The following is a 22300-nucleotide window of genomic DNA, read 5'->3' as shown; positions in this document are numbered from 1 at the left end:
CGGACATGGCCAACTCCCGTCAGCCCAACGGCGCTTCCTCGATCTTCCTCGGCAAGGACGGCTACTGGCACGGCTACGTGACCGTGGGCGTCAAGGACGACGGCAAGCCCGACCGTCGCCACGTCATGCGCAAGCGCCGGGCCGACGCCACCAAGGCCGTTCGCGAGTTGGAGAAGAAGCGCGACGCCGGGACCGTTGCCAAGGCCGGTCAAACCTGGACCGTCAGCACCTGGCTGACTCACTGGGTCGAGAACATCGCCGCGCCGCACGTCGGCGAGAACACCATCGACGGCTACCGTGTCGCGGTCTACCACCACCTCATCCCCGGCCTCGGCGCGCACCGCCTCGCCAAGCTGGAACCAGAGCACCTCGAGCGTTACTACTCCAAGATGCAGGCCAGCGGCAGCGCCGCCGGTACGGCGCACCAGGTCCACCGCACGGTTCGCACCGCGCTGAACGAAGCGGTGCGCCGTGGCCACCTCACCGTCAACCCCGCCTCCGTCGCCAAGGCCCCGCGCCTGGAGGAGGAAGAGGTCGAGCCCTACACGGTCGAGGAGGTGCAGCGGCTCCTCGACCTCGCCAACAAGACGCGGCACCCTGCCCGTTGGGTCATCTCCCTCGCGCTCGGCCTGCGCCAGGGCGAGGTGCTCGGCCTCAAGTGGACCGACGTCGACTTCGAGCTACGGGTCCTGACGGTCCACCGGAACCGGCTGCGGCCCCGCTACCAGCACGGCTGCGCGGGCCACCCCTGCGGGCGCAAGCCCGGCTACTGCCCACAGAAGGTCAACATCCGCCGCGAGACCAAGGACACCAAGTCCCGCGCCGGACGCCGCCCCATCGGCATCCCCGACCCGCTGCTGACCCTCCTGCTCCAGCACCGGCACGAGCAGGAGCAGGAGCGTCGCCTGGCCAGGGACCTCTGGACTGAGAAGGACTACGTCTTTACCTCGCCGACCGGTGAGCCGCTCAACCCGAACACCGACCATCACGAGTGGAAGGACCTTCTCAAGGCGGCTGGCCTACGCACTGGTCGGCTCCACGACGCCCGCCACACGGCCGCGACCGTCCTGCTGATCCTCGGCGTCCCGGACGCCATCGTCGACGCGATCATGGGCTGGGAGCCCGGCAAGTCCGCCCGGATGCGTCGCCGCTACCAGCACCTCACCAACCGGGTGCTGACCGACACCGCCGACAAGATCGGCAGCCTGCTCTGGCCGACGCCCGAAGAGCCGCCCGCAGCCTGACCAAAGTGAGTGCCCGTGTTGAACTGGTGACCAGTTCAACACGGGCACTTGCCCTGGCAATGTTCACCAGCTTGCCGGCGGCCTCGTGGACGGCCTTCCTGTCTCTGCTCAGCCGACCAAGCCGCAGAGTCAACGCAGCAGGTCGTTACGTTCGAGGATCAGCAGTTCGACGCCGAGTTCGTCGCAACGGGCCTTCGCGCGCTCCTTGCTCTCCTCCTGGATAGGGCTGGTAGCTGCCATCAGGTAGATGTCCGACTGCAGCCGCTCAACGATGTCCAGGTCCTTGTTGAGCTGCGTGTCGGTGAACGACCGGCCGGACATCTTGACTTCGCCACTGACCAGCTTGCCGTCGCAGATGCCAATGACGTCGGATTCGCCTCGCGCCCCATCAGCGAAGAAGAGATCCACCCCCGGCTGGAGGAGGGTGTGCGTGTAGCGCCGGGACAGGGCGCCGATCACCATGAGGTGGGCGATCACGCCGTTGTCATTGGCGAAGTCCACACGCGCGTCGAGCCGGTAGTGCACGACCAGACCGCGGCCCGGCTCGCGGGTGTAATCAGTCGACGAGCCGCAAACAGGGCAGCACGCGATCCCACGGGCCGTCCCTTGGGAGAACGGCGCGAAGCTCCTGATCTTGCATTCGTTGCACGCAGTCTGGAAGCCGCGCTCGGCCCAGCCGATCCCGGAAAGACGCTCCAGGGCCGTCTGTGCGGCCTCGAAAGACCCGTAACCCAGGCGGTCGGCGCTCTTGAAGACCCGCTCGCTGCGCCCACCGAACTCCTCGGCGAACGCCTTCTGCTCTTCGGTCAGCGGCTGCCCCTTGCCGAACAGCTTCTGCAGCTTCTTCGCGATGTCCTCTCCGCGCGGAGTCGTCAGCTGCCGGATCGTCTCGAAGACGTCCGGCTCGGCCAAGACTGCCATTGCGGTCTCATCCAGCAGACCCGTTCCGATCGCGCCCTTGTCGGACAGCGGGTGGGATGCAGTCCGCTCGCGTAGCACTGCCTCATACGCCGCATCCAGAGTCGGGATCCGAAGCTCCAGCCGCCAGTCCCGCTGTAGACGGGTAGCGATCTGGATGGCGTCGTCATGCCACTCGGCACTGTCTTCGACGAGTTTTGCCACCGGCCCACGCTTGGGAAGCGCAGCAATCGGCCCATCGGAGATGCTGACGAGTGACAGCCCGCCGTAGTCCAGTTTCGTCGGCACTGGGCAGGTGAGGCGCAACGCAGTCTTCTCACCGACCACCGGCACATCGACGAAGGCCGCAAGGCCGTACCGACGCTCAAAAGCGACGTACCCTACCGGAATGCCAAGCAAGTAGGTGAACGGCGCTGCGCGTTTCAACACCTCCTTGCCGAACCTCATCGAGCGACGAACCTGCTGCTCCTCGGACAGCTGCAGACCCATGCGCTGGGCGAAGGCGTGCATCGCCTCCTCCTCCACAGAGGAGGAGGCGATCAGCACATCCGGGGAGAACTGGTCGGGCCGCTGCAACGCGCCGGACAGAACGCGCGGCCACGCCGTCCAGTGGCTGATGTCCAGGGGCAGCAGGTGCATGGGGGTTACCCCGCGGGGGCTCACCGAGCGCAGAGCACGCAGGTTCCAAAACGCCAGGCAACCTTCGAGGTCATCTGCATCCGACACGAGGATGATGACCGTCGACGCGTCCATTGGGGCCGGCGACGCCCACGTCTCAGCCATCGACACCGTGGTCGCCCCGAGCAGGGTGTGATCCCAGAGCTGCGACTCGCCGATCTCGTGATCAAACCGAGCTCGGCGCACTACCATTCCGGCGTCGCGGAACCCCGTCTCCGCTTCGCTCGTCAGGTCGCCTGCAGCAGCCACCTGCCACAGCGGGGCACCCTCGGCGGCGACGACATAGCCGTTGCTTCCATCGACGGTCGCTGGCAGCGCCAGATCGGCGGGATGGCTCGTGAACATGCTCACGCCCCACCGGTCGATTTGATCGATAGTCACGCACTGCATATCGAACGACGCAGCCAATGACTTTGCATGATCGGTCGGCGCGTCGACGTTCACCACGCCATCCACATGGGCGACCTCGATCACCCGCCGGTGGTCCGGGGCGATCGTGCCGTCCTCCAGGACGGGAACGATGGGCTCGGTCTGACCGCCCCATCGAGACGTCGCTTCCTGCACTGCCCGCCGGAAGCCGTCCCGGCTTCCCTCGGCGATCAGGTAGGCGGCCCTTGCGGGTCGGACCGTCACCTTGAATAGGACTGATTGACCCACCAGACTCACGGCCCCATCGTGAACCTGCTGTGTTTCCTTGCGCAATCGGGTTCGGCGCGACCCAGGTGAACCTCCTCGGTCACAGCACCACCTACAGAAGATCGAGCACCGACGCGCTCCACCCAATGGCCTCAGCCGTGTGCCACCGAGGGCGTTCCCCTGCCTCGGCCATGGCCTGACCCGTCGCGAACGCCTGCTGGTGCTTCGAGTTGAGATTCAGGACCCGCGTCCACAGAGCACACGCCTCCGCTGTCCGATCCGCGCTGACGAGCAACTCCATCAGGTCCTGAGCAAATCCCCAAGGAGAGAGCACGGCGTCTGGAGCAGCACTCACAAGCCGCTCCGGGTCGGCCGACCAGGCGAACCACGGCAGCGCCGTCTCGTGCAGGTGATCAGCGAACTGCTCAAGCTTCGCCAGGCGCTGTTCAGGGCGGGTCAGGACCACGAAGTACTCACTCGACATGTCCAAGAAGCTGGAGGCGCACACGATCGCCTCGACCGACTCCGGCCTGCGCACCGTGAGGTCGGGATTGGCTCGACGCCACGCACCCAGGTCGTCATCGAAGACGGCCAGCTGCTCCGCCATGAACTCGATCAGCTGTCCAGCCCGGTTGTACTTGCTCTTCATCAGCCCGATCACCTCGCGGCGACGAGCCGCCCGACGCTCCAGAGACTGCCGCGACCTCACCCACGCGAAGCCACCCAGCATCTGCCCCAGGCAGGCAGCGCCGGCGTGAACAACATCGGCCGGCTTCTCCGACTCGACGAGTCGCATAACGAGATCGTGCTGTGGCGAGATCACACGCACATGATGCCTTCCGCGCGGTTGATTGCCTGGGCACCGAGCGATTCTGCGCCAAGGAGAGCAACCGCAACTAGAAGTGCAACTACGGAACGACGAGGGCCCCGACCGCAGTGCGGTCGGGGCCCTCGTCTGCCCTGGTGGGCGGGTGCGGAGGATACGAGATTCGAACTCGTGAGGGGTTGCCCCCAACACGCTTTCCAAGCGTGCGCCCTAGGCCACTAGGCGAATCCTCCGTGGGAGAGCTTACTAGATGTTTGGGGGTGGTCGTGCACACGGTCGACGCAGGTGGGGGGCGGGCCGGAGGTGGGCGGGAGGGGCGGTGAGAAGTGGGGCGGGGATCCGGTAGTGTGGGGGGCAGCCCCTCGTGTGGCGCTATCTCGCTGAACCCCCCCAGGGCCGGAAGGCAGCAAGGGTAGGTGAGCTCTGGCGGGTGCACGGGGGGTCCTTGCGTTGTTAGGCCACCGTTTTGTCGGTGGGGACCGTTAGGGTCGTTGACGTGTCGCTCGCTCTGTATCGCCGCTATCGCCCCGAGACCTTCGCCGAGGTCATCGGGCAGGAGCACGTCACCGGGCCGCTGCAGCAGGCGCTGCGGAACAACCGGGTCAATCATGCGTACCTGTTCAGCGGGCCGCGCGGTTGTGGCAAGACGACGAGCGCGCGGATCCTCGCCCGCTGTCTGAACTGCGAGCAGGGGCCGACGCCCACCCCCTGCGGGGAATGCCGGTCCTGTCAGGATCTGGCGCGCGGCGGGCCCGGGTCCATCGATGTGATCGAGATCGACGCCGCCTCGCACGGTGGTGTCGACGACACGCGTGACCTGCGGGAGAAGGCGTTCTTCGCGCCCGCCTCAAGCCGCTACAAGATCTACATCATCGACGAGGCCCACATGGTCTCGACGGCCGGCTTCAACGCCCTGCTCAAGGTCGTCGAGGAGCCGCCGGAGCACCTCAAGTTCATCTTCGCCACGACCGAGCCCGAGAAGGTCATCGGCACGATCCGCTCGCGGACACACCACTACCCCTTCCGGCTCGTGCCGCCCGGTGTCCTGCGCGACTACCTCGCCGAGGTCTGCGGGCAGGAGAGCATCCAGGTCGAGGACACCGTCTATCCGCTGGTCGTCCGCGCGGGCGGCGGTTCGGTGCGTGACTCGATGTCGGTGATGGACCAGCTCCTCGCCGGCGCCGACGCCGGTGGTGTGACGTATGCCATGGCCACGGCGCTGCTCGGCTACACCGACGCGACGCTGCTCGACGAGATCGTCGACGCCTTCGCCCGTCAGGACGGGTCGACGGTCTTCGGGATCGTCGACCGGGTCATCGAGGGCGGCCACGATCCGCGCCGCTTCGTCGCGGACCTGCTGGAGCGGCTGCGGGATCTGGTGATCCTCGCCGCCGTGCCGGACGCGGGCGAGAAGGGCCTGATCGACGCCCCTGCCGACCGGGTCGCGCTGATGGACCAGCAGGCGCAGCGGTTCGGCGCGGCCGAGTTGAGCCGAGCCGCGGACATCGTCAACACCGGTCTGACGGAGATGCGCGGCGCGACCTCGCCTCGGCTGCAGCTGGAGCTGATCTGCGCCCGGGTGATGCTGCCGGCCGCGTTCTCGGACGAGACCTCGATGCAGGCGCGTCTGGAGAAGCTGGAGCGACGCGGGGTCGTCGGCGGAGGCGGTCCGGCGCCGTTCGGTGCCGTTCCGGCGGCCGGCACGGCTCCGGCCGTGGAGGCGGCGGCCCAGTCGGCTCGAGTCGCGATGCCCACGCCGACCAGCGCCCCTGCTCCGGTCGCGGCACCCGCGCCGGTGGCGGGCACCGGACGGACGCCGGGTGCCTGGCCGGTGACGCCGAGCTTCGGTCAGCAGCCCGCCCAGCCGGAACAGCAGACGCCCGCCGCCGTGCCCGCGCCCGCACCCGCCCCTGTGCAGCAGCATCAACCGCAGCCCCAGACCCCCGCACCCGCACCGATGCCCGCACCGGCCGCCGAGGCCGGTGGCGTGAGCGCGGCGCAGGTGCGGCAGGTGTGGCCGCAGATCCTGGACGCGGTCAAGGGCCGCCGCCGGGTCACCTGGATGTTGTTGCAACAGGCGCAGGTCGCCGGTTTCGACGGCGGCGCGCTGCAACTCGGCTTCGAGCACGCCGGTACGCGGGACGGCTTCGTCAACGGCGGCCACGACGAGATCCTGCGTCAGGCCCTGCAGGAGGCGCTGGGCGTCTCCTGGAAGGTGGAGTGCCTGATCGGCCCGGCCGGCTCTGCCGCAGGGCGGTCGGCCGCGCCGTCCCGGCCGATGACCGCGCCCGCTGCGCCCACCGCGCCCGCCCCGGCGGCGCAGCCCGTTCAGGCGTCCCCGCCGGCTCCGGCACCGGCGTTCCAGGCGACGCCGCCGCAGGCTGCACCACCGGTCTCGACGCCGGCGCCCGCCCAGCCTGCGTATCCGGCGTCTCCGACGCCTCCGCCGCCCACCGCCTCGGCCTACGAGGGCCCGGACTTCGACGACATGCCGCCGCCCCCCTTCGATCCGGAGGAGGACATCCCGGAGCAGGACACCACCTCGGTCTCCGGCCACGATCTGATCATCCGCGAGCTCGGGGCGACGGTCATCGAGGAGATGACGAAGGACCGCTGAGGCGGTCGAAGGGCGTACCCGAGCGCGAAGTAGTGGACGTAGTGGAAGTTGTGGGCGAAAGAGCGTCGCGCGGCTTCGTCCGCGACTGACGCCGATCCGACGCACCGACGACGTAGGCTCACCCTGGAGCGGTCCCGCTCCGCAGAGGCAGACCAACAGGCACGACAGGAGCGCCCATGTTCCCCGGTGGTGGCCAGCCCGACATGCAGGCCCTGCTCCAGCAGGCACAGCAGATGCAGCAGCAACTCGCCCAGGCCCAGGCGGAGCTCGCCGCGGCCGTGGTCGACGGCTCGGCCGGCGGCGGCCTGGTCAAGGCCACGGTCAGCGGCGCCGGCGAGCTCAAGGCCCTGGTCATCGATCCCAAGGCGGTCGACCCCGAGGACACCGAGACCCTGGCCGACCTGGTCCTCGCGGCCGTCCGCGACGCCACGCTCGCCGCGCAGCGGATGGCAGCCGAGCGGCTCGGCCCGCTGGCCCAGGGCCTGGGCGGCGGGGGCGGGATCCCCGGCCTGCCGTTCTGACGGACCTACCGGAGGCCCCGGAAGTGGGCGTGTCGTAGAGCTGTGACGCGGCCCTCGACCGGAGGATGATGGGCCCCGAACAGGCAGAAACCCGGCGAAGCACCCCGCGGGACCTCAGCAGAGCCCCAGCAGAGCCCCAGCAGTGCCTCAGCAGAGCCACGGCAGCACCCACAGGAACCAGACGGAGAGAGCAGGTAGCGCAGCGTGTACGAGGGCGTGGTCCAGGACCTCATCGACGAGTTGGGCAGGCTGCCCGGCGTCGGGCCCAAGAGCGCGCAGCGGATCGCCTTCCACATCCTCCAGGCCGATCCGGTCGACGTGCGCCGGCTCGCGCACGCCCTGGCCGAGGTCAAGGAGAAGGTGCGCTTCTGCTCCGTCTGCGGCAATGTCTCCGAGTCGGAGCTCTGCCGCGTCTGCCAGGACCCGCGCCGCGATCCCACGGTGATCTGCGTCGTGGAGGAGCCTAAGGACGTCGTCGCTGTCGAGCGCACCCGCGAGTTCCGCGGGCGGTACCACGTGCTCGGCGGCGCGATCAGCCCCATCGAGGGCGTCGGCCCGGACGACCTGCGGATCCGGGAGCTGATGACCCGGCTCGCCGACGGCACGGTCACCGAGCTGATCCTGGCCACCGACCCCAACCTCGAGGGCGAGGCCACCGCCACCTACCTGGCCCGGCTGCTCAAGCCGATGGGCCTGAAGGTGACCCGTCTGGCCAGCGGCCTGCCGGTGGGGGGAGACCTGGAGTACGCCGACGAGGTCACCCTCGGACGGGCCTTCGAAGGGAGACGACTTCTCGATGTCTGACACGCACACCACGCCGCCGGTCCCCGCAGGGCAGGGACATGACGGCATGCCCGACGGCATGCCCGACGACTTCGCTGTGCAGATCGCCGACTCGGTGCAGAGCTTCCTGCTCTCGCTCCCCGAGATCGCGAAGGGGGACGAGCCGGGCAGCGCGATCAGTCTGCTGCTGCTGGAGGTCTCCCAGCTGCTGCTGACCGGCGGCCGGCTGGGCGCGATCGAGGATGTCCTGCCCGAGGACCGCTACGAGCCGGACACCGGCCCGGACGCGGATGAGGACGACCTGCGCCAGCGGCTCGCCGAGCTGCTCGCGCCGATCGACGTCTACCACGAGGTCTTCGACCCGTACGGGCCGCCGGACAAGCCGATGCCCTGCCGGATCTCCGACGACCTGGCCGAGGTGGTCACCGAGCTGCGCCACGGCATGGTGCACTACCGCGAGGGCCGCGTCTCCGAGGCGCTGTGGTGGTGGCAGTTCTCGTACCTGGCCAACTGGGGATCGACGGCGACGAGCGTGCTGCGCGCGCTGCAGTCGCTGGTCGCGCACGTCCGCATGGACAGCCCCATCTCGGCGCCCGTCGACGGCACCGACACCGACCACGACGGGCTCACCGACGAGCAGTTGGAGCAGCAGGCCGGCGACCTGATGGCCGCCGAGCTCGGCACCTGACGGACTGCCCCCACGGCGCTCACATCGCGTCGACCCCGGCCAGCAACTGCCGCAGCAGCCCGTTGAGCTGCTCGATCTGGTCCGGGGTCAGCTGCGTCGTGCCGCGTCGCTGCACCTCCACGCCGCCGGTGACCGCGCGGTCGATCAGCTCGAGCCCCTCGGGGGTCAGGCTGACCTTCAGGCCGCGGCGGTCGTGGGGATCGGGTGAGCGGCGCACCAGCCCGCGCTTCTCCAGCTTGTCGAGGCGTCCCGTCATGCCACCGCTGGTCAGCATCAGCATGGCGGTCAGCTCTCGGGGTGAGAGCGTGTACGGCTCCCCGGCCCGGCGCAGCGTGGCCAGCACATCGAACTCACCGCGGCTGATGCCGTAGCTCTGGTACGCCGCCTCCATCTGGTCGCCCATGCCCCGGGCGCACCGGTAGACGCGATGGGCGCGCTGCTGCTGCTCCGGCTGACCACCAAGCTCCCGGCCGAGGCGGTCTTCCCGAACTCCCAGCCGGCCGCCGCGGGCACCACCCCGAACACCCCCGCCGGGACCGCAGCTGGGACCGCCGCCTGGACCGCCGCGAACGCCACCCCCAACGCGACCGCCACTACCGTCGCCACCACCATCACTGCGACCGCAGCGCGCATCGGAGAGAATGTATCCAAGGCCACATCGCAGTCGCCCATCCCCGCCGCACCCGCAAATCCCGCTCCCACCGTCCTCGCCCCCGGCAAATCTTCCGCCCCCACGCTCGCCCTTCCGAACGCCCGATGATCACCATTTGATACGCCCGTATCATTCCTCGGACACTACCCGCCGCCACAAGCGCGATCGCTAGACTGGCGGACGACCACAGGCCTGCCGGATCCCACTCGGTGCGGCCAAGCCACAAGAGTCGAGGAGCGCACGTGGGCCTTGTCGTGCAGAAGTACGGCGGCTCATCCGTAGCGGATGCCGAGGGCATCAAGCGGGTCGCCCGGCGAATCGTCGACACCAAGAAGGCCGGCCATGAGGTCGTCGTCGTGGTGTCCGCGATGGGTGACACGACGGACGAGCTCATCGATCTCGCGGAGCAGGTGTCGCCGTTCCCGGCGGGCCGCGAGCTCGACATGCTGCTGACCTCCGGAGAGCGCATCTCCATGGCCCTGCTGGCGATGGCGATCAAAAACCTCGGCCACGAGGCGCAGTCGTTCACCGGCAGCCAGGCCGGCGTGATCACCGACTCCGTCCACAACAAGGCCCGCATCATCGACGTGACGCCGGGCCGCATCCGCGTCGCACTCGACGGCGGCAACATCGCGATCGTGGCCGGTTTCCAGGGCGTCTCCCAGGACACCAAGGACATCACCACGCTCGGCCGCGGCGGTTCGGACACCACCGCCGTCGCGCTCGCCGCCGCGCTGGACGCCGAGTGCTGCGAGATCTACACCGACGTGGACGGCGTCTTCACCGCCGACCCGCGCGTGGTGAAGAAGGCCCGCAAGATCGACTGGATCGGCTTCGACGACATGCTGGAGCTAGCGTCGTCCGGCTCCAAGGTGCTGCTCGCCCGCTGTGTCGAGTACGCGCGCCGCTACGACATGCCGATCCACGTCCGTTCGTCCTTCTCGGGACTGACCGGCACCTGGGTCTCCAACAAGCCGCGCGTTTCCCTGAATTCGCAGCCCGAGAATTCGCAGACCAAGCCCGAAGGGGGCGAATCCGACATGGAGCAGGCCATCATCTCCGGCGTGGCCCACGACACCTCCGAGGCGAAGGTCACGGTCGTCGGCGTCCCGGACAAGCCGGGCGAGGCCGCCCGTATCTTCCGTGCGGTCGCGGACGCCGAGATCAACATCGACATGGTGGTCCAGAACGTCTCCGCCGCGTCGACCGGGCTGACCGACATCTCCTTCACCGCGCCCAAGAACGAGGGCCGCAAGGCCATCGAGGCGCTGGAGAAGGTCCAGGAGTCCATCGGCTTCGAGACGCTGCGCTACGACGACCAGATCGGCAAGATCTCGCTGGTCGGCGCCGGCATGCGCTCGCACCCTGGCGTGACGGCGACCTTCTTCGAGGCGCTCTCCGCCTCCGGAGTCAACATCGAGCTGATCTCCACCTCCGAGATCCGCATCTCCGTGGTGACCCGCGCCGAGGACGTCACCGCGGCCGTGCAGGCGGTGCACACCGCCTTCGGCCTGGACAGCGAGAGCGACGAAGCCGTCGTCTACGGGGGCACCGGCCGATGAGCCTGCCGGACGCCCGCACGGGCCGTGCACGTCCCACCCTGGCCGTCATCGGCGCCACCGGCGCCGTGGGACGGGTACTGGTGGAGCTGCTCGCCACCCGTGCGGACGTCTGGGGCGAGGTCCGCCTGTTCGCCTCCGCCGACGCCGCGGGCACCGAACTGCCGCTGCTGGGACGGACCGAGACGGTCCGCGCCCTGGAGCCCGGCTGCTTCGACGGCGTCGACGTGGCGCTGTTCGAGGCACCCGAGGAGATCGTCAGGGTCTGGGCCCCGCTCGCCGTGGAGGCGGGCGCGGTCGCCGTGGACGGCTCCGCCGCGTTCCGGCTGCACCCGGACGTGCCGCTGGTCGTCCCCGAGATCAACCCCTCCGCCGCGCGGATGCGCCGCATCGGCATCGTCGCCGCGCCGCGCTGCGCGACGCTGGTGCTGACGGTCGCCCTGGCCGCGCTGCACGCCGAGTTCGAGCTGCGCGAGCTGGTCGTCACGGCGGCGCTCGCCGCCTCGGGACGCGGCCGGATCGGCATCGACACGCTGCGCAGGCAGACCGTCGAGGTGGCTGCCGACCCGCTGGTCGGCAGCCGCACCGGCGACCTGCGCCGGGCCGTCTCGGAGCAGGACGACGACCCCTTCGAGGCGCCGCTCGCGCTCAACCTGCTGCCCTGGGCCGGGGACGCGGTCGAGGACGGCTGGTCGAGCGAGGAGCTCGGCCTGCGCAACGAGACCCGCAAGATCCTCGGCCTGCCCGAGCTGCCGATCTCGGCGACCTGCCTGCGCGTCCCCGTCGTCAGCGGCCACTCGCTCACCGTGCACGCGGTCTTCGAGCGCGAGCCGGACGTGGCGCGGGTGCACGAGATCCTCGACTCCTCGCCCGGCGTCGTGATCTACGACGACCCGGTGAAGGGCGAGTTCCCGACCCCGGCCGACGTGGTCGGCTCCGACCCGACCTGGGTCGGCCGGGTGCGCCGCTCGCTGGACGACCCGCACGCGATGGAGCTCTTCCTCTGCGGGGACAACCTGCGCAAGGGCGCCGCGCTCAACTGCGTGCAGATCGCCGAGCTCGTCGCGCAGGAGTGAGCGCGTGGGGAGACGCGTGGGAAGAATGGACCGGCCTGACGTGAACACACCGAATCCGCCCGAATAAGGGGAGTTCGTGCAGACCGCCGATCCGGCTTCCGCACCGCTTGACCGCCCCGTACCGTAGTGTCCCTGAACACGGTGTCACGGAGGGGCCGGGTGACGTACAACCCTCGGGGCGGGTCATGCGTCCAACTGGCGTGCCACAGAGCCTGGTGCTTCCGATGACGGCGCCTTTCACGCCCTTCACCGCGGCGGCCGACGCCGCCGCGCCCGCAGCCGTCGGCGCCAGCGTGGACCACCTCACCCAGACCTACCAGGCCCATTACGGCTCCCTGCTGCGCCTGGCCGCGCTGCTGCTGGACGACGCGGCGTCCTGCGAGGACGTGGTCCAGGAGGCCTTCATCCGGGTCCACTCGGCCCGACGGCGGCTGCGTGACCCGGACAAGACGCTGGCCTACCTGCGCCAGACGGTGGTGAACCTGTCCCGGTCGACGCTGCGCCGCCGGATCATCGGCCTGCGGCTGCTGCAGAAGCCGATGCCCGACATGGCCAGCGCCGAGGAGGGCGCGTACGACGCGCTGGAGCGGGACGAGCTGATCATGGCCCTGCGCGGACTGCAGCGACGCCAGCGCGAGGTGCTGGTGCTGCGCTACTTCTCCGACATGACAGAGGCTCAGGTCGCGGACGCGCTGGGAATCTCCGTAGGCTCCGTCAAGGCCTACGGATCACGCGGGCTGGCCGCGCTCCGGATCACCATGGACAGCGAAGGCAGCGGCGCGCAGAGCAGCGGCAACGGGCAGAGCAGCGCCAGCAACGGCGGCGGCAACGGCAAGGGCACCAACACGGGGACCGGCACGGGCTTCGGCGCGGAGGGGAGGCAGTTGTGAGCGCGGACCGGCGCTCGCGTTACCTGCGCGTGGTGCGACCGGGCTCGGGCATCGGGCCCGACGCCGCGGCGGCGACCCCGCCGCTCCCCATGGAGCCGCCGCACACCCCGCCGCTCTGGCTCGACCGGCCCTTCCCGCCCCGCCCCACGACGCTGCCCGGCCAGGCAGGTCCGATCGGCGAACCCGAGGAGGACCCGGTCGAGGCCGCGCTGCGGGCGCGCCTGCACGGCGCCGTCGGCGGCCTGCAGCCCGCTCCGCGCTCGCTCGAACGCCTGCGGCACGCGGTCCCCCAGCGACGTGCGCTGCGGCGGCGCGCGTACGGGGGCGTCGTGGTCGCCGCGTCGCTGGTGCTGCTGGGGCTGACCACGCTGCACTCGCTCAGCCCCGACACGATCGGCATCGCGCAGGGCACGGAGCCCGGCGGACAGCTGCCAGGACCTGACCCGTCCGGCACCGGCGGCAGCCACAGCCGCGCGAGCGGCAGCACCGACGTCCCCGGCGGTCACCCGACGGCCGACGGCTCGGTCCTGGCGACGCTGCTGCCGAGCCCGGCGTCCGGCGGCGTCCTGGTACCGCTGCCCTCGGGCGGCGTCACCACCGTCGCGACCGGCGGCGCCTCGCGCAGCCTGACGCCCTCCGGGCCACTGCCCGAGTGCAGCCGCACCCAGCTCGGCAAGGGCGCGGCGGGCGTGGCCCCGGCGGACGCGTCCGGGGTCGTCTACGGCTCCTTCGCGGTCAGCAACGTCTCCGCGAGCGCCTGCCAGGTCAGCGGGTCCGGCGTGATCGACGTGCTGGCGGCTGTCGGCACGGACGCCACCCGCTTCGCCGTGCTGCCGCACACCGCCGCCGACCCGGCCGGCGCGCTGCCCCCGCCGAACCCGCTGCATCCGGTCGCGGCCCTCGCCCCCGGCCAGTCCTACGTGATCGACTTCGCCTGGGTGCCGGCAGCCTGCCCGTCGGGCGTGTCGGCCAGTCCCACGGGCAGCCCCGTCGGCTCGCCCTCCTCGACGGCCGCAGCCGCGTCGGGGGCGTCCGGCGCGGCAGGCGCGTCGGCGGGGGGCGGGGCGGTGGCGCCGAGCGACAGCCCGAGCGGCTCGCCGGTCACCGGCTCGCCCAACACCGGCGGGACCGTTCCCCCGGGCGGCCCGAGCGTCCAGCTCGCCCTCGTCCCCGCCGCGGGCGGTGCGGCGGCGGCGACCACGACGCTGACCAACGCCTGCGCGGGGACCATCTACCGCACGGACCCGCTGGCCGCGCCGAGGTAGCCGGTGGTTACCGTAGTCGGGTGTACCGGTTCCTCCTGACCCCGCGCTGGCTGGGCATCCACCTGCTCGCGGTGGTGGCCGTGCCGGTCTGCGTCATCCTCGGCCTTTGGCAGCTGAGCCGCTACGAGCTGCACAGTCAGCCGCAGAAGGCGCACGTTTCGGCGGACGCGGCGCCGTCGGCGCTGGCCCCGCTGATCGCCTCCGGTGACCGCAACGGCGTCGGCACGGACGCCGGCCGACGGGTCTCCCTCTCCGGGACGTACGACGCGGCGCACCAGTTCGTGGTCCCGCAGCGCGCGCTGCGGGGGCAGACGGGCTCGCTGATCCTCACCCCGATGAAGCTGGACGGCACGGGCGAGTACGTCGCGGTGGTGCGCGGCTGGCTCCCTGGCACGCCCACGACGGCCCCGGCGCCGCCGACCGGCACGGTCTCCGTGACAGCTCGGATGCAGGCCGCGGAGACCGCGGACTCGACGGGCGTGATCTCCGCGGGCGGCCTGCCGACCGGTCAGCTCGGCATGGTCTCCTCGGTGACCCTGGTGAACCTGCTGCCGTACAGCGTCTGGAACGGCTCCGTCGCCCTGGACTCCGGCGCGTCGGGCACGTCAGGCCTGACCCCCCTCCCGCCCCCCTCGCCGGCGAGCACCGGCGGGGGCGGGATCAGCCTCCAGGCGATCCAGAACCTGGGCTACGTCGCGCAGTGGTTCGTCTTCGCGGGCTTCGTGATCTTCATGTGGTTCCGCTTCTTCCGCCGCGAGGTGGAGCAGGCGCGCGACCGCGAACTCGGCCTGGAACCCTAGGCAAGCGAGAAGTTGCACTTCCCAGGGGCGCGAGGCTCTGCTTGATCAACTGCACGCGCGAGAAACCACCCTGTGCGGACGGCCCTGCGCGTTGAGGACCATCCGCACCGGGTGGCTTGTCGCGCGTGCAGTTGATCAAGCAGAGCTCCGCGCCCCTGGATAGTGCAGCTACCTCGCCTGCAGATGCCGCGCGACGAAGTCCAGCTCCAGGCGCAGCTGCTTGATCCGCTCCTCCACCACCAATGAGCCGTGCCCGGCGTCATAGCGGTAGACCTCGTGGGTCTTGCCCTGCTTCTCCAGTGCCGCCACGTAGTTGTCGATCTGCCGGATCGGGCAACGCGGGTCGTTCACGCCCGCGCTGATGTAGACCGGGGCCGTCACCTCGTCCACGTACGTCAGCGGCGACGACGCCGCGTACCGGTCGGGGACCTCCTCCGGCGTGCCGCCGACCAGCGTGCGGTCCATCGCCTTCAGGGCCTCCATCTCGTCGTGGTAGGCCGTGACGTAGTCCGCGACCGGGACCGCCGCCAGGCCCAGCGCCCAGGCGTCCGGCTGGACGCCGAGGCCGAGGAGGGTGAGGTAGCCGCCCCAGGAGCCGCCCGCCAGGATGATCCGCTCGGGGTCGGCGAGGCCGCTGCTGACCGCCCACTCCCGCACTGCGGCGATGTCCTCCAGCTCGATCAGGCCCACGCGGTGCCGCAGCGCGTCCGTCCAGGCGCGGCCGTAGCCCGTCGAACCGCGGTAGTTGACGCGGACGACGGCGTAGCCGTGGTCGACCCAGGCCGCCGGGCCCGCCGCGAAGGAGTCGGAGTCGTGCCAGGTCGGGCCGCCGTGGATCTCGAAGACGCAGGGCAGCGGTCCGGTCCCGGCCCCCGCCGGGCGCTGGACCAGGGCGTGGACCGTGCCGCCCGGTCCGTCCACCCAGACGTCCTCGACCGGCACCGACGACGGCGCCTGCGGGCCGGGCGCCGCGAGCACGACCGCGCCGCTGGTGGAGCGGACCACCGGCGGCTGCTCGGCGGAGGACCAGAGGAACTCGACCGAGCCGTCGGGACGCGCGGACGCGCCGGAGACCGTTCCGGGCGGGGTCTCCAGCAGCGTCAGCACACCGGTCGTCAGGTCGTAGCGGTAGAGCTCGCTGCGGGCGCGGAAGCTGTGCTCGATCAGCAGCGCGGTCGCATCCGGGTACCACTCGGCGGTGACGTCGCCGGGGAGGTCGAGCAGGATTTCCTGCTCCGCACCGCTCGCGGTGTCCCAGATCAGCGGCTCCCAGCGGCCGCGCCGCTGGTGCGCGACGAGCATCCGCGCGTCGCCGGGCAGCGGGGCGAAGCCGAGGCAGGAGAGGCCCAGCGGCTCCTCCCGTCCGGTGGCGTCGTCCAGCTCGCAGGCCACGGAGACGGTGTCGCCCTCCACCCGCAGCACGCGCAGCGCGGAGTGCATCGCGTCGCCGTGCTCGGTGTGGTCGACCGCGATCAGCGTGCCGTCGTGCGAGAGGTCGCCGACGCCCGCGGACTCGCGGTGCCGGTAGATCTCCAGCGGCGAGGCTGAGTCCGGACGGACCAGGTGCAGGGTCGAGCCGTCCTCGTCGGTGGAGCGGCCGACGACCGCCTCGCCGTGGCGGCCCAGCGCCAGCCCGGCGGGGTACGCGGGCGCGAGCCCGGGGACCGCCTCGGCGTCACGTTCGCCCACGTCGGCGGCCTCGGGACCGCCGAAGCGCTGGCGCCGCCACACGCCGAACTCGTCGCCGTCGGTGTCGTCGAACCACCAGATCCACTCCCCGTCGGGGGTCAGCGTCGCCTCGGTGGTGCCGTTGGGGCGGTCGGTCACCCGGCGCTGCGCGCCGTCGGCGCGGTTCCAGGCGTAGATCTCGTAGGTGCCGGTGGCGTTCGACAGGAAGAGCGACCGCTCGGGGGCGTCCTCCGCCCACTCGGGCAGGCCCACCCGGGCCGCGCGGAAGCGCTGCTCCCAGGCGGGAAGGGCGTCGAAGGCCGCTGCGGCGGCTGCGGCGTGCCGGGTCTCGCTGCTCTCGTTGCTCTCACTGCTCATGGGGTCCATCATCCGGCAAGGGCGGCCGGACGAATCCGTTACGACGAGGAAGCTCGGCGCCGTGCGGGGAACATCAGCACCGCGAACGCCAGCAGCGCGGCGGCGGCCGCCTGTTCGCCGGTCGCGCCGGGGACGAGGTGCAGGATCAAGGTGACGGCGGCCACACCAAGCGCGGTGCCCAGCCCGCGGCCCATGTTGACCATTCCGCCCCCGGTACCGGCCGACTCCGCAGGAAAGGCACCCATGACGGCCGTGTTGTTGGCGGGAGTGAAGACGCCCAGGCCGATCCCGAGCAGCCCCAAGGTGAAGGGCAGCAGCCCGGCGGTCATCGGCAGCAGCACGAGCAGGCCGAGCGCCACGGCACTGATCCCCGCGCCGAGGCGGGCGCGATCGCGGTCCGGGAGCGCACGCGGCAGCACGCGGTCCGCGCCGGTCGCGGCGAGGGCGAAGCCCAACGGCAGCGCGGTCAGCACGAGCCCGGACGTCATCAGCCCGACCCCCTGGCGGGTCAGCACGACCGGCACCAGCACCAGCGGGCCGAAGAGGACCAGGTAGCCGCTGAGCCCGCCGAGCAGCCCGCGCGCGTTAGAGCGCAGCAGGGCCAGATCGACCAGCGGCCGACTGCACTCCCCCTGACGCTTCATCAGCGCCCAGCCGGCGGCCACCGCCACCGGCACGAGCGGGCCGGCCGACCAGAGCGGCCAGCCCAGGCCGGAGACCACCGACAGGGCCAGCATCAGCCCGGTCGTGGTCAGCGCGAGCAGCAGCACGCCGATCCCGTCGACGCGTGCGCCCGCGCAGCGCTGCCGGGTGCGCGGCAGCAGGTAATGCCCGGCGGCGAGGGCGACCAGGCCGACCGGCACGTTGACCAGGAACACCCAGCGCCAGCCGAGCGTCGCCACGACCGCGCCGCCGACCGTCGGCCCGAGCGCCAGCCCGATCGCCTGGCCGGCCGCCTGCATGCCGAGCGCGCTGCGCATCCGACCGGGCGGCGCGCTGGTGGTGACCAGCGCGACGCTGTTGGCCTGCATCAGCGCCGCGCCGACCGCCTGCGCGACGCGGAAGGCGACGAGCGCGAGGAGGGAGGGTGCGAGGCCGCAGGCGGCGGAGGCGAGGGTGAAGACGCCGAAGCCGTAGAGGTACATCAGCTTGCGCCCGTGGGCGTCCGAGAATCGGCCGACCGGGACCAGCAGGGCGACGAGGGTGAGCAGGTAGGCCAGCGACACCCACTCGACCGCGGCCGGCGCGGCGTGGAACTGCGCGCCGAGCGGCTGGTAGGTGAGCGTGACGATGCTGGCGTCGAGCTGGCCCATGAACGCGCCGAAGCAGACGGTGGCGACGGCGAGCCGCCAGGCCCACGGACGGTTGCGTATGGACTCCGGACGCGGACGCTCGCGGGTCAGCAGCTCCCACCCGCGCGGGTGGACGCCGGGGAGGGGGAGCTGCTGATCGCCGATGGTCATGGGGACAGTTTATCTCTGCCACAGAGATAATCGGAAGGGGAAGAAAGTGTCCGCTTGATGGACAGCGGACGGCGCACCCGCAAGGAGGGCGGTGAGCGCCCAGCGCTGTAGCGGAGCTGTGACGGGCGGATCATGGAATCGGAGGATGCCCGCGAAAGGCTTGAGCCATGGATCCCCGCGCCCGCCGACGGGCGGCGACCGCCGTCGCTGTGCTGCTGACCGCCGTCGTCACCCTCGGCACCTCACTGCTCCCGAGTTCCGCACACGCCGCGAGCAGGTCTAGACCAACCGTGAGCCACTCGCTAGCGTGGTCCGCGTCGGCGCACGTACAGGACCTGCAGGACGTGCAGGACCTGCAGAACGCGCGGGACCACGACGCCGACGCGTCCGTCTCCCCCTGATCCTCGGAGCACCGCCGTGCAGTCGTCCGTCCTCGCCTTCGCCACCGACCTGCTGGACGAGGGGCCGGACGCCTTCTTCGGCAATCTGACCGACCGCGCCGGGGTCGGCGGGGTCACCCTCGCCTCCGTCTACCACGAGGCGCGCGACGTCTTCCCGCACAATCCGCGCCGGGTGCTGCGCTACCTCGAACCCGGCGCCGCCTACTTCCAGCCGGACACCGCCGTCTGGGCGGGCAGCCGCCTGCGGCCCGCGCCCTCCACCGCGATCGGCGACACCGACCCCTTCGCTCTGGCCTCCGCCGAGGCGCAGGCACGCGGGATGAAGCTGCACGCCTGGACCGTCTTCCTGCACAACGACCGCCTCGGCTTCCTCCACCCCGACTGCGCCCCCGAGAACGCCTTCGGCGACCGTCACCTCACCGAGCTCTGCCCGGCCCACCCGGAGGTGCGCGCCTACGTCCGCACGCTCGTCGCCGAGCACGCCCGCTACGGCGTGGACGCCATCAGGGCCGAGTCGCTCCACTTCCACGGACTGCGGCACGGCTACCACCACGAACGTTATTTCGAGCAGCTCGGGCCCGTCGCCGAGGCGCTGCTCGGCCTCTGCTTCTGCGAGCACTGCCGCGCCGCCGCCCACGCCGCCGGCGTTCCCTCGGACGAGGTGCGCGAGCGCGTGCACGCCGAGATCCGCGCGCGCCTCGCCGACGAGGAAGCCGCCGCCCGGCCCTGCGCGCTCGACGAGCTCGCCGACGGCGCGGTCGCCGCGTACATCGACGCCTCGGCCGCCACGGTCACCTCGCTCGCCGCGGAAGCGGCGGAGACCGCCGCCGCGCTCGGCATGCGGCTCAGCTTCATGGACGGCGGCGGCCCGGGGAAGGGCTGGCTCTCCGGGATCGACCTGCCGGCCCTGACCAAGGCCGTGCCGCAGATCGAGACGCTCGGCTACGCCCCGACCGCCGCGCAGGTCCGCGAGAAGGTGGCCGCGTTCGCTCTGCACGGCGTCGACCCGGGCGCGCTCGCGGTCATCCTGCGCCCCATGGCACAGGACTGCGACGGCGCGGAGAATCTGGCCGCGAAGGTCGCGGCGCTGCGCGAGCTCGGGGTTCCGGAGGTCGAGTTCTACCATTACGGGCTGATGCGGCTCGCCTCGATGGACCGGATAGGCGCGGCGCTCGGTCATTGACGGTAGGCTTTCCGTGTGATCTTCAAGCGCATCGGCAACGGGCGGCCGTACCCCGACCACGGCCGGGTCAGCACCCGCCAGTGGGCGGACGTCGCACCGCGTCCGGTTCGCCTGGACCAACTCGTCACCACCAAGGGCCAACTCGACCTCGAGACGCTGCTGGCGGAGGACTCCACCTTCTACGGTGACCTCTTCGCCCACGTGGTGAAGTGGCAGGGCGACCTGTACCTGGAGGACGGCCTGCATCGCGCGGTCCGCGCCGCGCTGCAGCAGCGTCAGGTACTGCACGCGCGCGTGCTGGAAATGGACTGAACGGGTTCACTGATCATCCGTTAGTACTCCTGCGCAGGCGCGGAGCCCGGCCGTCGGTCTACTGTGAGCCTCACAACACCTGTACGACGGCAACCACAGCCCACGCGCACAAGGGGGCAACCCGCGGTGAGCATGTTGACTCCCCCCGGTCTCAAGGGAAAGCAGTACCGCATCAGCGGCAAGGCCTATCCGCGGCTCTCGCGGCCGGGCCAGAAACGCCGTCGGGTGCTGAAGATTCTGGCGGCGGTGGTCGCCGTCGCGGTGCTCGGCTGGGGCACGGTGCAGCTGGTGACCGTCTTCGGCGGCAAGAAGAAGCCGGTGGCGGCGGCGAAGAACTGCACGCACCAGGCCGCGGCGGTCGGCGGCGACGCGGCGAAGCCGTCGGCGTCCGCGATGGCCTCGGCCGCCGCCTCCGCCTCTGGCGGCGCGGCGCCGATTGCCCTGCCGAGCGGGGTACCACAGCCGGCGACGATCACGGTGAACGTCTACAACGCGACCAACCACGTCGGCCTGGCCGGACAGACAGCGGCGCAGCTGAAACTGCGAGGCTTCAAGATCGGCAAAATCGCCAACGCGCCGGTCGCCCTGCAGAACAAGATCACCGGCGCGGCCCAGGTCACCGGCGCGGCGACGAGCCGCGCGGCGCTGTCCCTGCTGGGCTCCGAGGTCTCCGGCGCGACGACCACGACGGACGCCCGCAAGGACGCGAGCGTGGACTTCTTCGTCGGCAACGGCTTCACCGCGCTGCTCACCCCGGCCCAGGTCGCCCAGGCCCTCGCTCTCGCCGCGTCACCGTCCGCGGCTGCCGCCGCGCACTGCTGAGCGCTTCGAACGGCGAGGACCCTCAGGGCGCGAGAAACGACCCTGTGCGGATGGCCCTGCGCGTTGAGGACCATCCGCATGTCAGTGGCTTGTCGCGTACGCAGTTGATCGAGCAGAGCCTCGCGCCCCCAGCGTGCTGCCACTGGACCTATGCGAAAAGGATCAGTCGCCGGCCGTGCCGTACAGGCGGTCGCCCGCGTCGCCGAGGCCGGGGACGATGTAGCCCTGCCCGTTCAGGTGGTCGTCCACCGCCGCCGTGACGATGGTCACCGGGAGGCCGGCCAGCTCCTTCTCCAGGACCGCGACACCCTCCGGCGCCGCCAGCAGGCAGATCGCCGTCACATCCGTCGCGCCGCGCTCGATGAGCAGGCGGATCGCCGCCACCAGCGTGCCGCCCGTCGCGAGCATCGGGTCCAGCACGTAGACCTGACGGCCGGACAGGTCGTCCGGCATCCGGGTCGCGTACGTGGAGGCCTCCAGCGTCTCCTCGTTGCGGACCATGCCGAGGAAGCCGACCTCAGCCGTCGGCAGCAGCCGCGTCATGCCGTCCAGCATGCCGAGCCCGGCTCGGAGAATCGGCACCACCAGCGGGCGCGGGTAGCTCAGCTTGACGCCGGCGGTGACCGCGACCGGCGTGGTGATCTCCACCCGCTCGGTCCGCACGTCCCGGGTGGCCTCGTAGGCCAGCAGCGTCACGAGCTCGTCCGTGAGGCGACGGAAGGTCGGCGAGTCGGTGCGCTCGTCGCGCAGGGTGGACAGCTTGTGCGCGACCAGAGGGTGGTCCAGGACATGAATCCGCATAGACACGACATTATCCGAGCGGACCGGGTCGAAGCCCATGCCGCAGCGGACTGGTGTCCGCCGGACTCGCGAGGGAAAGTGAAAGGAGAACGATCCGCGACCCCAGGGGGCCGACCGAC

20 protein-coding genes, 1 tRNA gene, 1 other RNA gene and 1 pseudogene are annotated in these 22300 nt (G+C 71.1%); 16 read left to right on the top strand and 7 right to left on the bottom strand.

Features of this window, described 5'->3' with window-relative positions; translation table 11 throughout:
* Nucleotides 1-5: 5 nt before the first annotated feature.
* The gene (locus ABIA32_RS01770) at nucleotides 6-1244 is read left to right on the top strand and encodes a tyrosine-type recombinase/integrase (protein ID WP_370091864.1); all 1239 of its coding nucleotides are present in this window, start codon (nucleotides 6-8) and stop codon (nucleotides 1242-1244) included.
* Between the two features lie 129 nt (nucleotides 1245-1373).
* Here the strand turns inward: ABIA32_RS01770 and ABIA32_RS01765 are convergent, their stop codons facing one another.
* The 3 genes from ABIA32_RS01765 to ABIA32_RS01755 all read right to left on the bottom strand — a co-directional run bounded on the left by ABIA32_RS01765 (nucleotide 1374) and on the right by ABIA32_RS01755 (nucleotide 4535).
* Nucleotides 1374-3506, bottom strand: coding sequence for a hypothetical protein (locus ABIA32_RS01765; protein WP_370091863.1), 2133 nt, complete (start codon nucleotides 3504-3506; stop codon nucleotides 1374-1376).
* 82 nt (nucleotides 3507-3588) lie between these two features.
* Nucleotides 3589-4272 (bottom strand): hypothetical protein, encoded by a 684-nt coding sequence (locus tag ABIA32_RS01760; RefSeq protein WP_370091862.1) that lies wholly within the window; start codon nucleotides 4270-4272, stop codon nucleotides 3589-3591.
* Between the two features lie 178 nt (nucleotides 4273-4450).
* Nucleotides 4451-4535: transfer RNA gene (locus tag ABIA32_RS01755), tRNA-Ser, on the bottom strand.
* Between the two features lie 123 nt (nucleotides 4536-4658).
* Between ABIA32_RS01755 and ffs the strand changes: the two genes are divergently transcribed.
* From ffs to ABIA32_RS01730, 5 genes are all read left to right on the top strand, one after another.
* Nucleotides 4659-4749, top strand: an RNA gene (gene ffs / locus ABIA32_RS01750) — signal recognition particle sRNA small type.
* Nucleotides 4750-4798: 49 nt separating this feature from the next.
* A complete protein-coding gene (locus ABIA32_RS01745) occupies nucleotides 4799-6919 on the top strand; it encodes a DNA polymerase III subunit gamma and tau (protein WP_370091861.1) in 2121 nt (706 codons plus the stop codon).
* 176 nt (nucleotides 6920-7095) lie between these two features.
* Entirely contained in the window at nucleotides 7096-7440 is a 345-nt protein-coding gene (locus ABIA32_RS01740; protein WP_370091859.1) for a YbaB/EbfC family nucleoid-associated protein, read from the top strand.
* Between the two features lie 204 nt (nucleotides 7441-7644).
* The gene (recR, locus tag ABIA32_RS01735) at nucleotides 7645-8244 is read left to right on the top strand and encodes a recombination mediator RecR (protein ID WP_370091858.1); all 600 of its coding nucleotides are present in this window, start codon (nucleotides 7645-7647) and stop codon (nucleotides 8242-8244) included.
* Between the two features lie 46 nt (nucleotides 8245-8290).
* The gene (locus ABIA32_RS01730; protein WP_370091986.1) at nucleotides 8291-8911 is read left to right on the top strand and encodes a DUF5063 domain-containing protein; all 621 of its coding nucleotides are present in this window, start codon (nucleotides 8291-8293) and stop codon (nucleotides 8909-8911) included.
* 19 nt (nucleotides 8912-8930) lie between these two features.
* On the opposite strand, the gene ABIA32_RS01725 is transcribed toward ABIA32_RS01730, so the two are convergent.
* Nucleotides 8931-9407 carry a MarR family winged helix-turn-helix transcriptional regulator gene (locus tag ABIA32_RS01725; protein WP_370091985.1) on the bottom strand — a complete coding sequence of 159 codons (477 nt, stop codon included), beginning with the start codon at nucleotides 9405-9407 and terminating at the stop codon, nucleotides 8931-8933.
* Here ABIA32_RS01725 and ABIA32_RS01720 point away from each other — a divergent pair.
* The 6 genes and pseudogenes from ABIA32_RS01720 to ABIA32_RS01695 all read left to right on the top strand — a co-directional run bounded on the left by ABIA32_RS01720 (nucleotide 9339) and on the right by ABIA32_RS01695 (nucleotide 15153).
* Complete coding sequence (locus tag ABIA32_RS01720) at nucleotides 9339-9671, top strand: hypothetical protein (RefSeq protein ID WP_370091857.1); 333 nt, start codon at nucleotides 9339-9341, stop codon at nucleotides 9669-9671. The two genes, ABIA32_RS01725 and ABIA32_RS01720, sit on opposite strands and share 69 nt — an antisense overlap.
* Nucleotides 9672-9805: 134 nt before the next feature.
* Complete coding sequence (locus ABIA32_RS01715) at nucleotides 9806-11125, top strand: aspartate kinase (RefSeq protein ID WP_370091856.1); 1320 nt, start codon at nucleotides 9806-9808, stop codon at nucleotides 11123-11125.
* Nucleotides 11122-12198 (top strand): aspartate-semialdehyde dehydrogenase, encoded by a 1077-nt coding sequence (locus ABIA32_RS01710; protein WP_370091855.1) that lies wholly within the window; start codon nucleotides 11122-11124, stop codon nucleotides 12196-12198. The genes ABIA32_RS01715 and ABIA32_RS01710 overlap by 4 nt, the downstream gene beginning before the upstream one ends.
* A gap of 224 nt (nucleotides 12199-12422) precedes the next feature.
* Nucleotides 12423-12965, top strand: a pseudogene (locus ABIA32_RS01705) (SigE family RNA polymerase sigma factor); the annotation flags it as partial.
* 119 nt (nucleotides 12966-13084) lie between these two features.
* Nucleotides 13085-14353, top strand: a complete 1269-nt coding sequence (locus ABIA32_RS01700) for a hypothetical protein (RefSeq protein ID WP_370091853.1) — start codon at nucleotides 13085-13087, stop codon at nucleotides 14351-14353.
* Nucleotides 14354-14373: 20 nt separating this feature from the next.
* Nucleotides 14374-15153 carry an SURF1 family protein gene (locus ABIA32_RS01695; protein WP_370091852.1) on the top strand — a complete coding sequence of 260 codons (780 nt, stop codon included), beginning with the start codon at nucleotides 14374-14376 and terminating at the stop codon, nucleotides 15151-15153.
* A 168-nt stretch (nucleotides 15154-15321) separates the two neighbouring features.
* Here the strand turns inward: ABIA32_RS01695 and ABIA32_RS01690 are convergent, their stop codons facing one another.
* Both ABIA32_RS01690 and ABIA32_RS01685 read right to left on the bottom strand, forming a co-directional pair.
* Nucleotides 15322-17208 (bottom strand): prolyl oligopeptidase family serine peptidase, encoded by a 1887-nt coding sequence (locus ABIA32_RS01690; protein WP_370091984.1) that lies wholly within the window; start codon nucleotides 17206-17208, stop codon nucleotides 15322-15324.
* 29 nt (nucleotides 17209-17237) lie between these two features.
* A complete protein-coding gene (locus tag ABIA32_RS01685; protein ID WP_370091851.1) occupies nucleotides 17238-18662 on the bottom strand; it encodes an MFS transporter in 1425 nt (474 codons plus the stop codon).
* Between the two features lie 167 nt (nucleotides 18663-18829).
* Between ABIA32_RS01685 and ABIA32_RS01680 the strand changes: the two genes are divergently transcribed.
* From ABIA32_RS01680 to ABIA32_RS01665, 4 genes are all read left to right on the top strand, one after another.
* Nucleotides 18830-19063, top strand: coding sequence for a hypothetical protein (locus ABIA32_RS01680; protein ID WP_370091850.1), 234 nt, complete (start codon nucleotides 18830-18832; stop codon nucleotides 19061-19063).
* Between the two features lie 16 nt (nucleotides 19064-19079).
* Nucleotides 19080-20246 (top strand): hypothetical protein, encoded by a 1167-nt coding sequence (locus tag ABIA32_RS01675; RefSeq protein WP_370091849.1) that lies wholly within the window; start codon nucleotides 19080-19082, stop codon nucleotides 20244-20246.
* Between the two features lie 15 nt (nucleotides 20247-20261).
* Nucleotides 20262-20558, top strand: a complete 297-nt coding sequence (locus ABIA32_RS01670; protein ID WP_030253738.1) for a type II toxin-antitoxin system VapB family antitoxin — start codon at nucleotides 20262-20264, stop codon at nucleotides 20556-20558.
* Between the two features lie 132 nt (nucleotides 20559-20690).
* The gene (locus ABIA32_RS01665; RefSeq protein WP_370091983.1) at nucleotides 20691-21380 is read left to right on the top strand and encodes a LytR C-terminal domain-containing protein; all 690 of its coding nucleotides are present in this window, start codon (nucleotides 20691-20693) and stop codon (nucleotides 21378-21380) included.
* A gap of 162 nt (nucleotides 21381-21542) precedes the next feature.
* Here ABIA32_RS01665 and upp read toward each other — a convergent pair whose 3' ends face one another.
* The gene (upp, locus tag ABIA32_RS01660; protein WP_370091848.1) at nucleotides 21543-22181 is read right to left on the bottom strand and encodes a uracil phosphoribosyltransferase; all 639 of its coding nucleotides are present in this window, start codon (nucleotides 22179-22181) and stop codon (nucleotides 21543-21545) included.
* Between the last annotated feature and the right edge of the window lie 119 nt (nucleotides 22182-22300).

The organism is Streptacidiphilus sp. MAP12-20 (assembly GCF_041262525.1).
Lineage (GTDB): Bacteria > Actinomycetota > Actinomycetes > Streptomycetales > Streptomycetaceae > Streptacidiphilus.
Note: the sequence above shows the minus strand (reverse complement) of the source record. Positions and strands in the feature narration are given on the sequence as shown.

Coding starts and splice junctions, on each gene's coding strand:
- ABIA32_RS01680 (WP_370091850.1), top strand. CDS start 18,830: ATGGATCCCCGCGCCCGCCGACGGGCGGCGACCGCCGTCGCTGTGCTG.
- ABIA32_RS01740 (WP_370091859.1), top strand. CDS start 7,096: ATGTTCCCCGGTGGTGGCCAGCCCGACATGCAGGCCCTGCTCCAGCAG.
- ABIA32_RS01720 (WP_370091857.1), top strand. CDS start 9,339: ATGGGCGCGCTGCTGCTGCTCCGGCTGACCACCAAGCTCCCGGCCGAG.
- ABIA32_RS01685 (WP_370091851.1), bottom strand. CDS start 18,662: ATGACCATCGGCGATCAGCAGCTCCCCCTCCCCGGCGTCCACCCGCGC.
- ABIA32_RS01760 (WP_370091862.1), bottom strand. CDS start 4,272: ATGCGACTCGTCGAGTCGGAGAAGCCGGCCGATGTTGTTCACGCCGGC.
- ABIA32_RS01665 (WP_370091983.1), top strand. CDS start 20,691: ATGTTGACTCCCCCCGGTCTCAAGGGAAAGCAGTACCGCATCAGCGGC.
- ABIA32_RS01690 (WP_370091984.1), bottom strand. CDS start 17,208: ATGGACCCCATGAGCAGTGAGAGCAACGAGAGCAGCGAGACCCGGCAC.
- ABIA32_RS01770 (WP_370091864.1), top strand. CDS start 6: ATGGCCAACTCCCGTCAGCCCAACGGCGCTTCCTCGATCTTCCTCGGC.
- upp (WP_370091848.1), bottom strand. CDS start 22,181: ATGCGGATTCATGTCCTGGACCACCCTCTGGTCGCGCACAAGCTGTCC.
- ABIA32_RS01730 (WP_370091986.1), top strand. CDS start 8,291: ATGCCCGACGGCATGCCCGACGACTTCGCTGTGCAGATCGCCGACTCG.
- ABIA32_RS01710 (WP_370091855.1), top strand. CDS start 11,122: ATGAGCCTGCCGGACGCCCGCACGGGCCGTGCACGTCCCACCCTGGCC.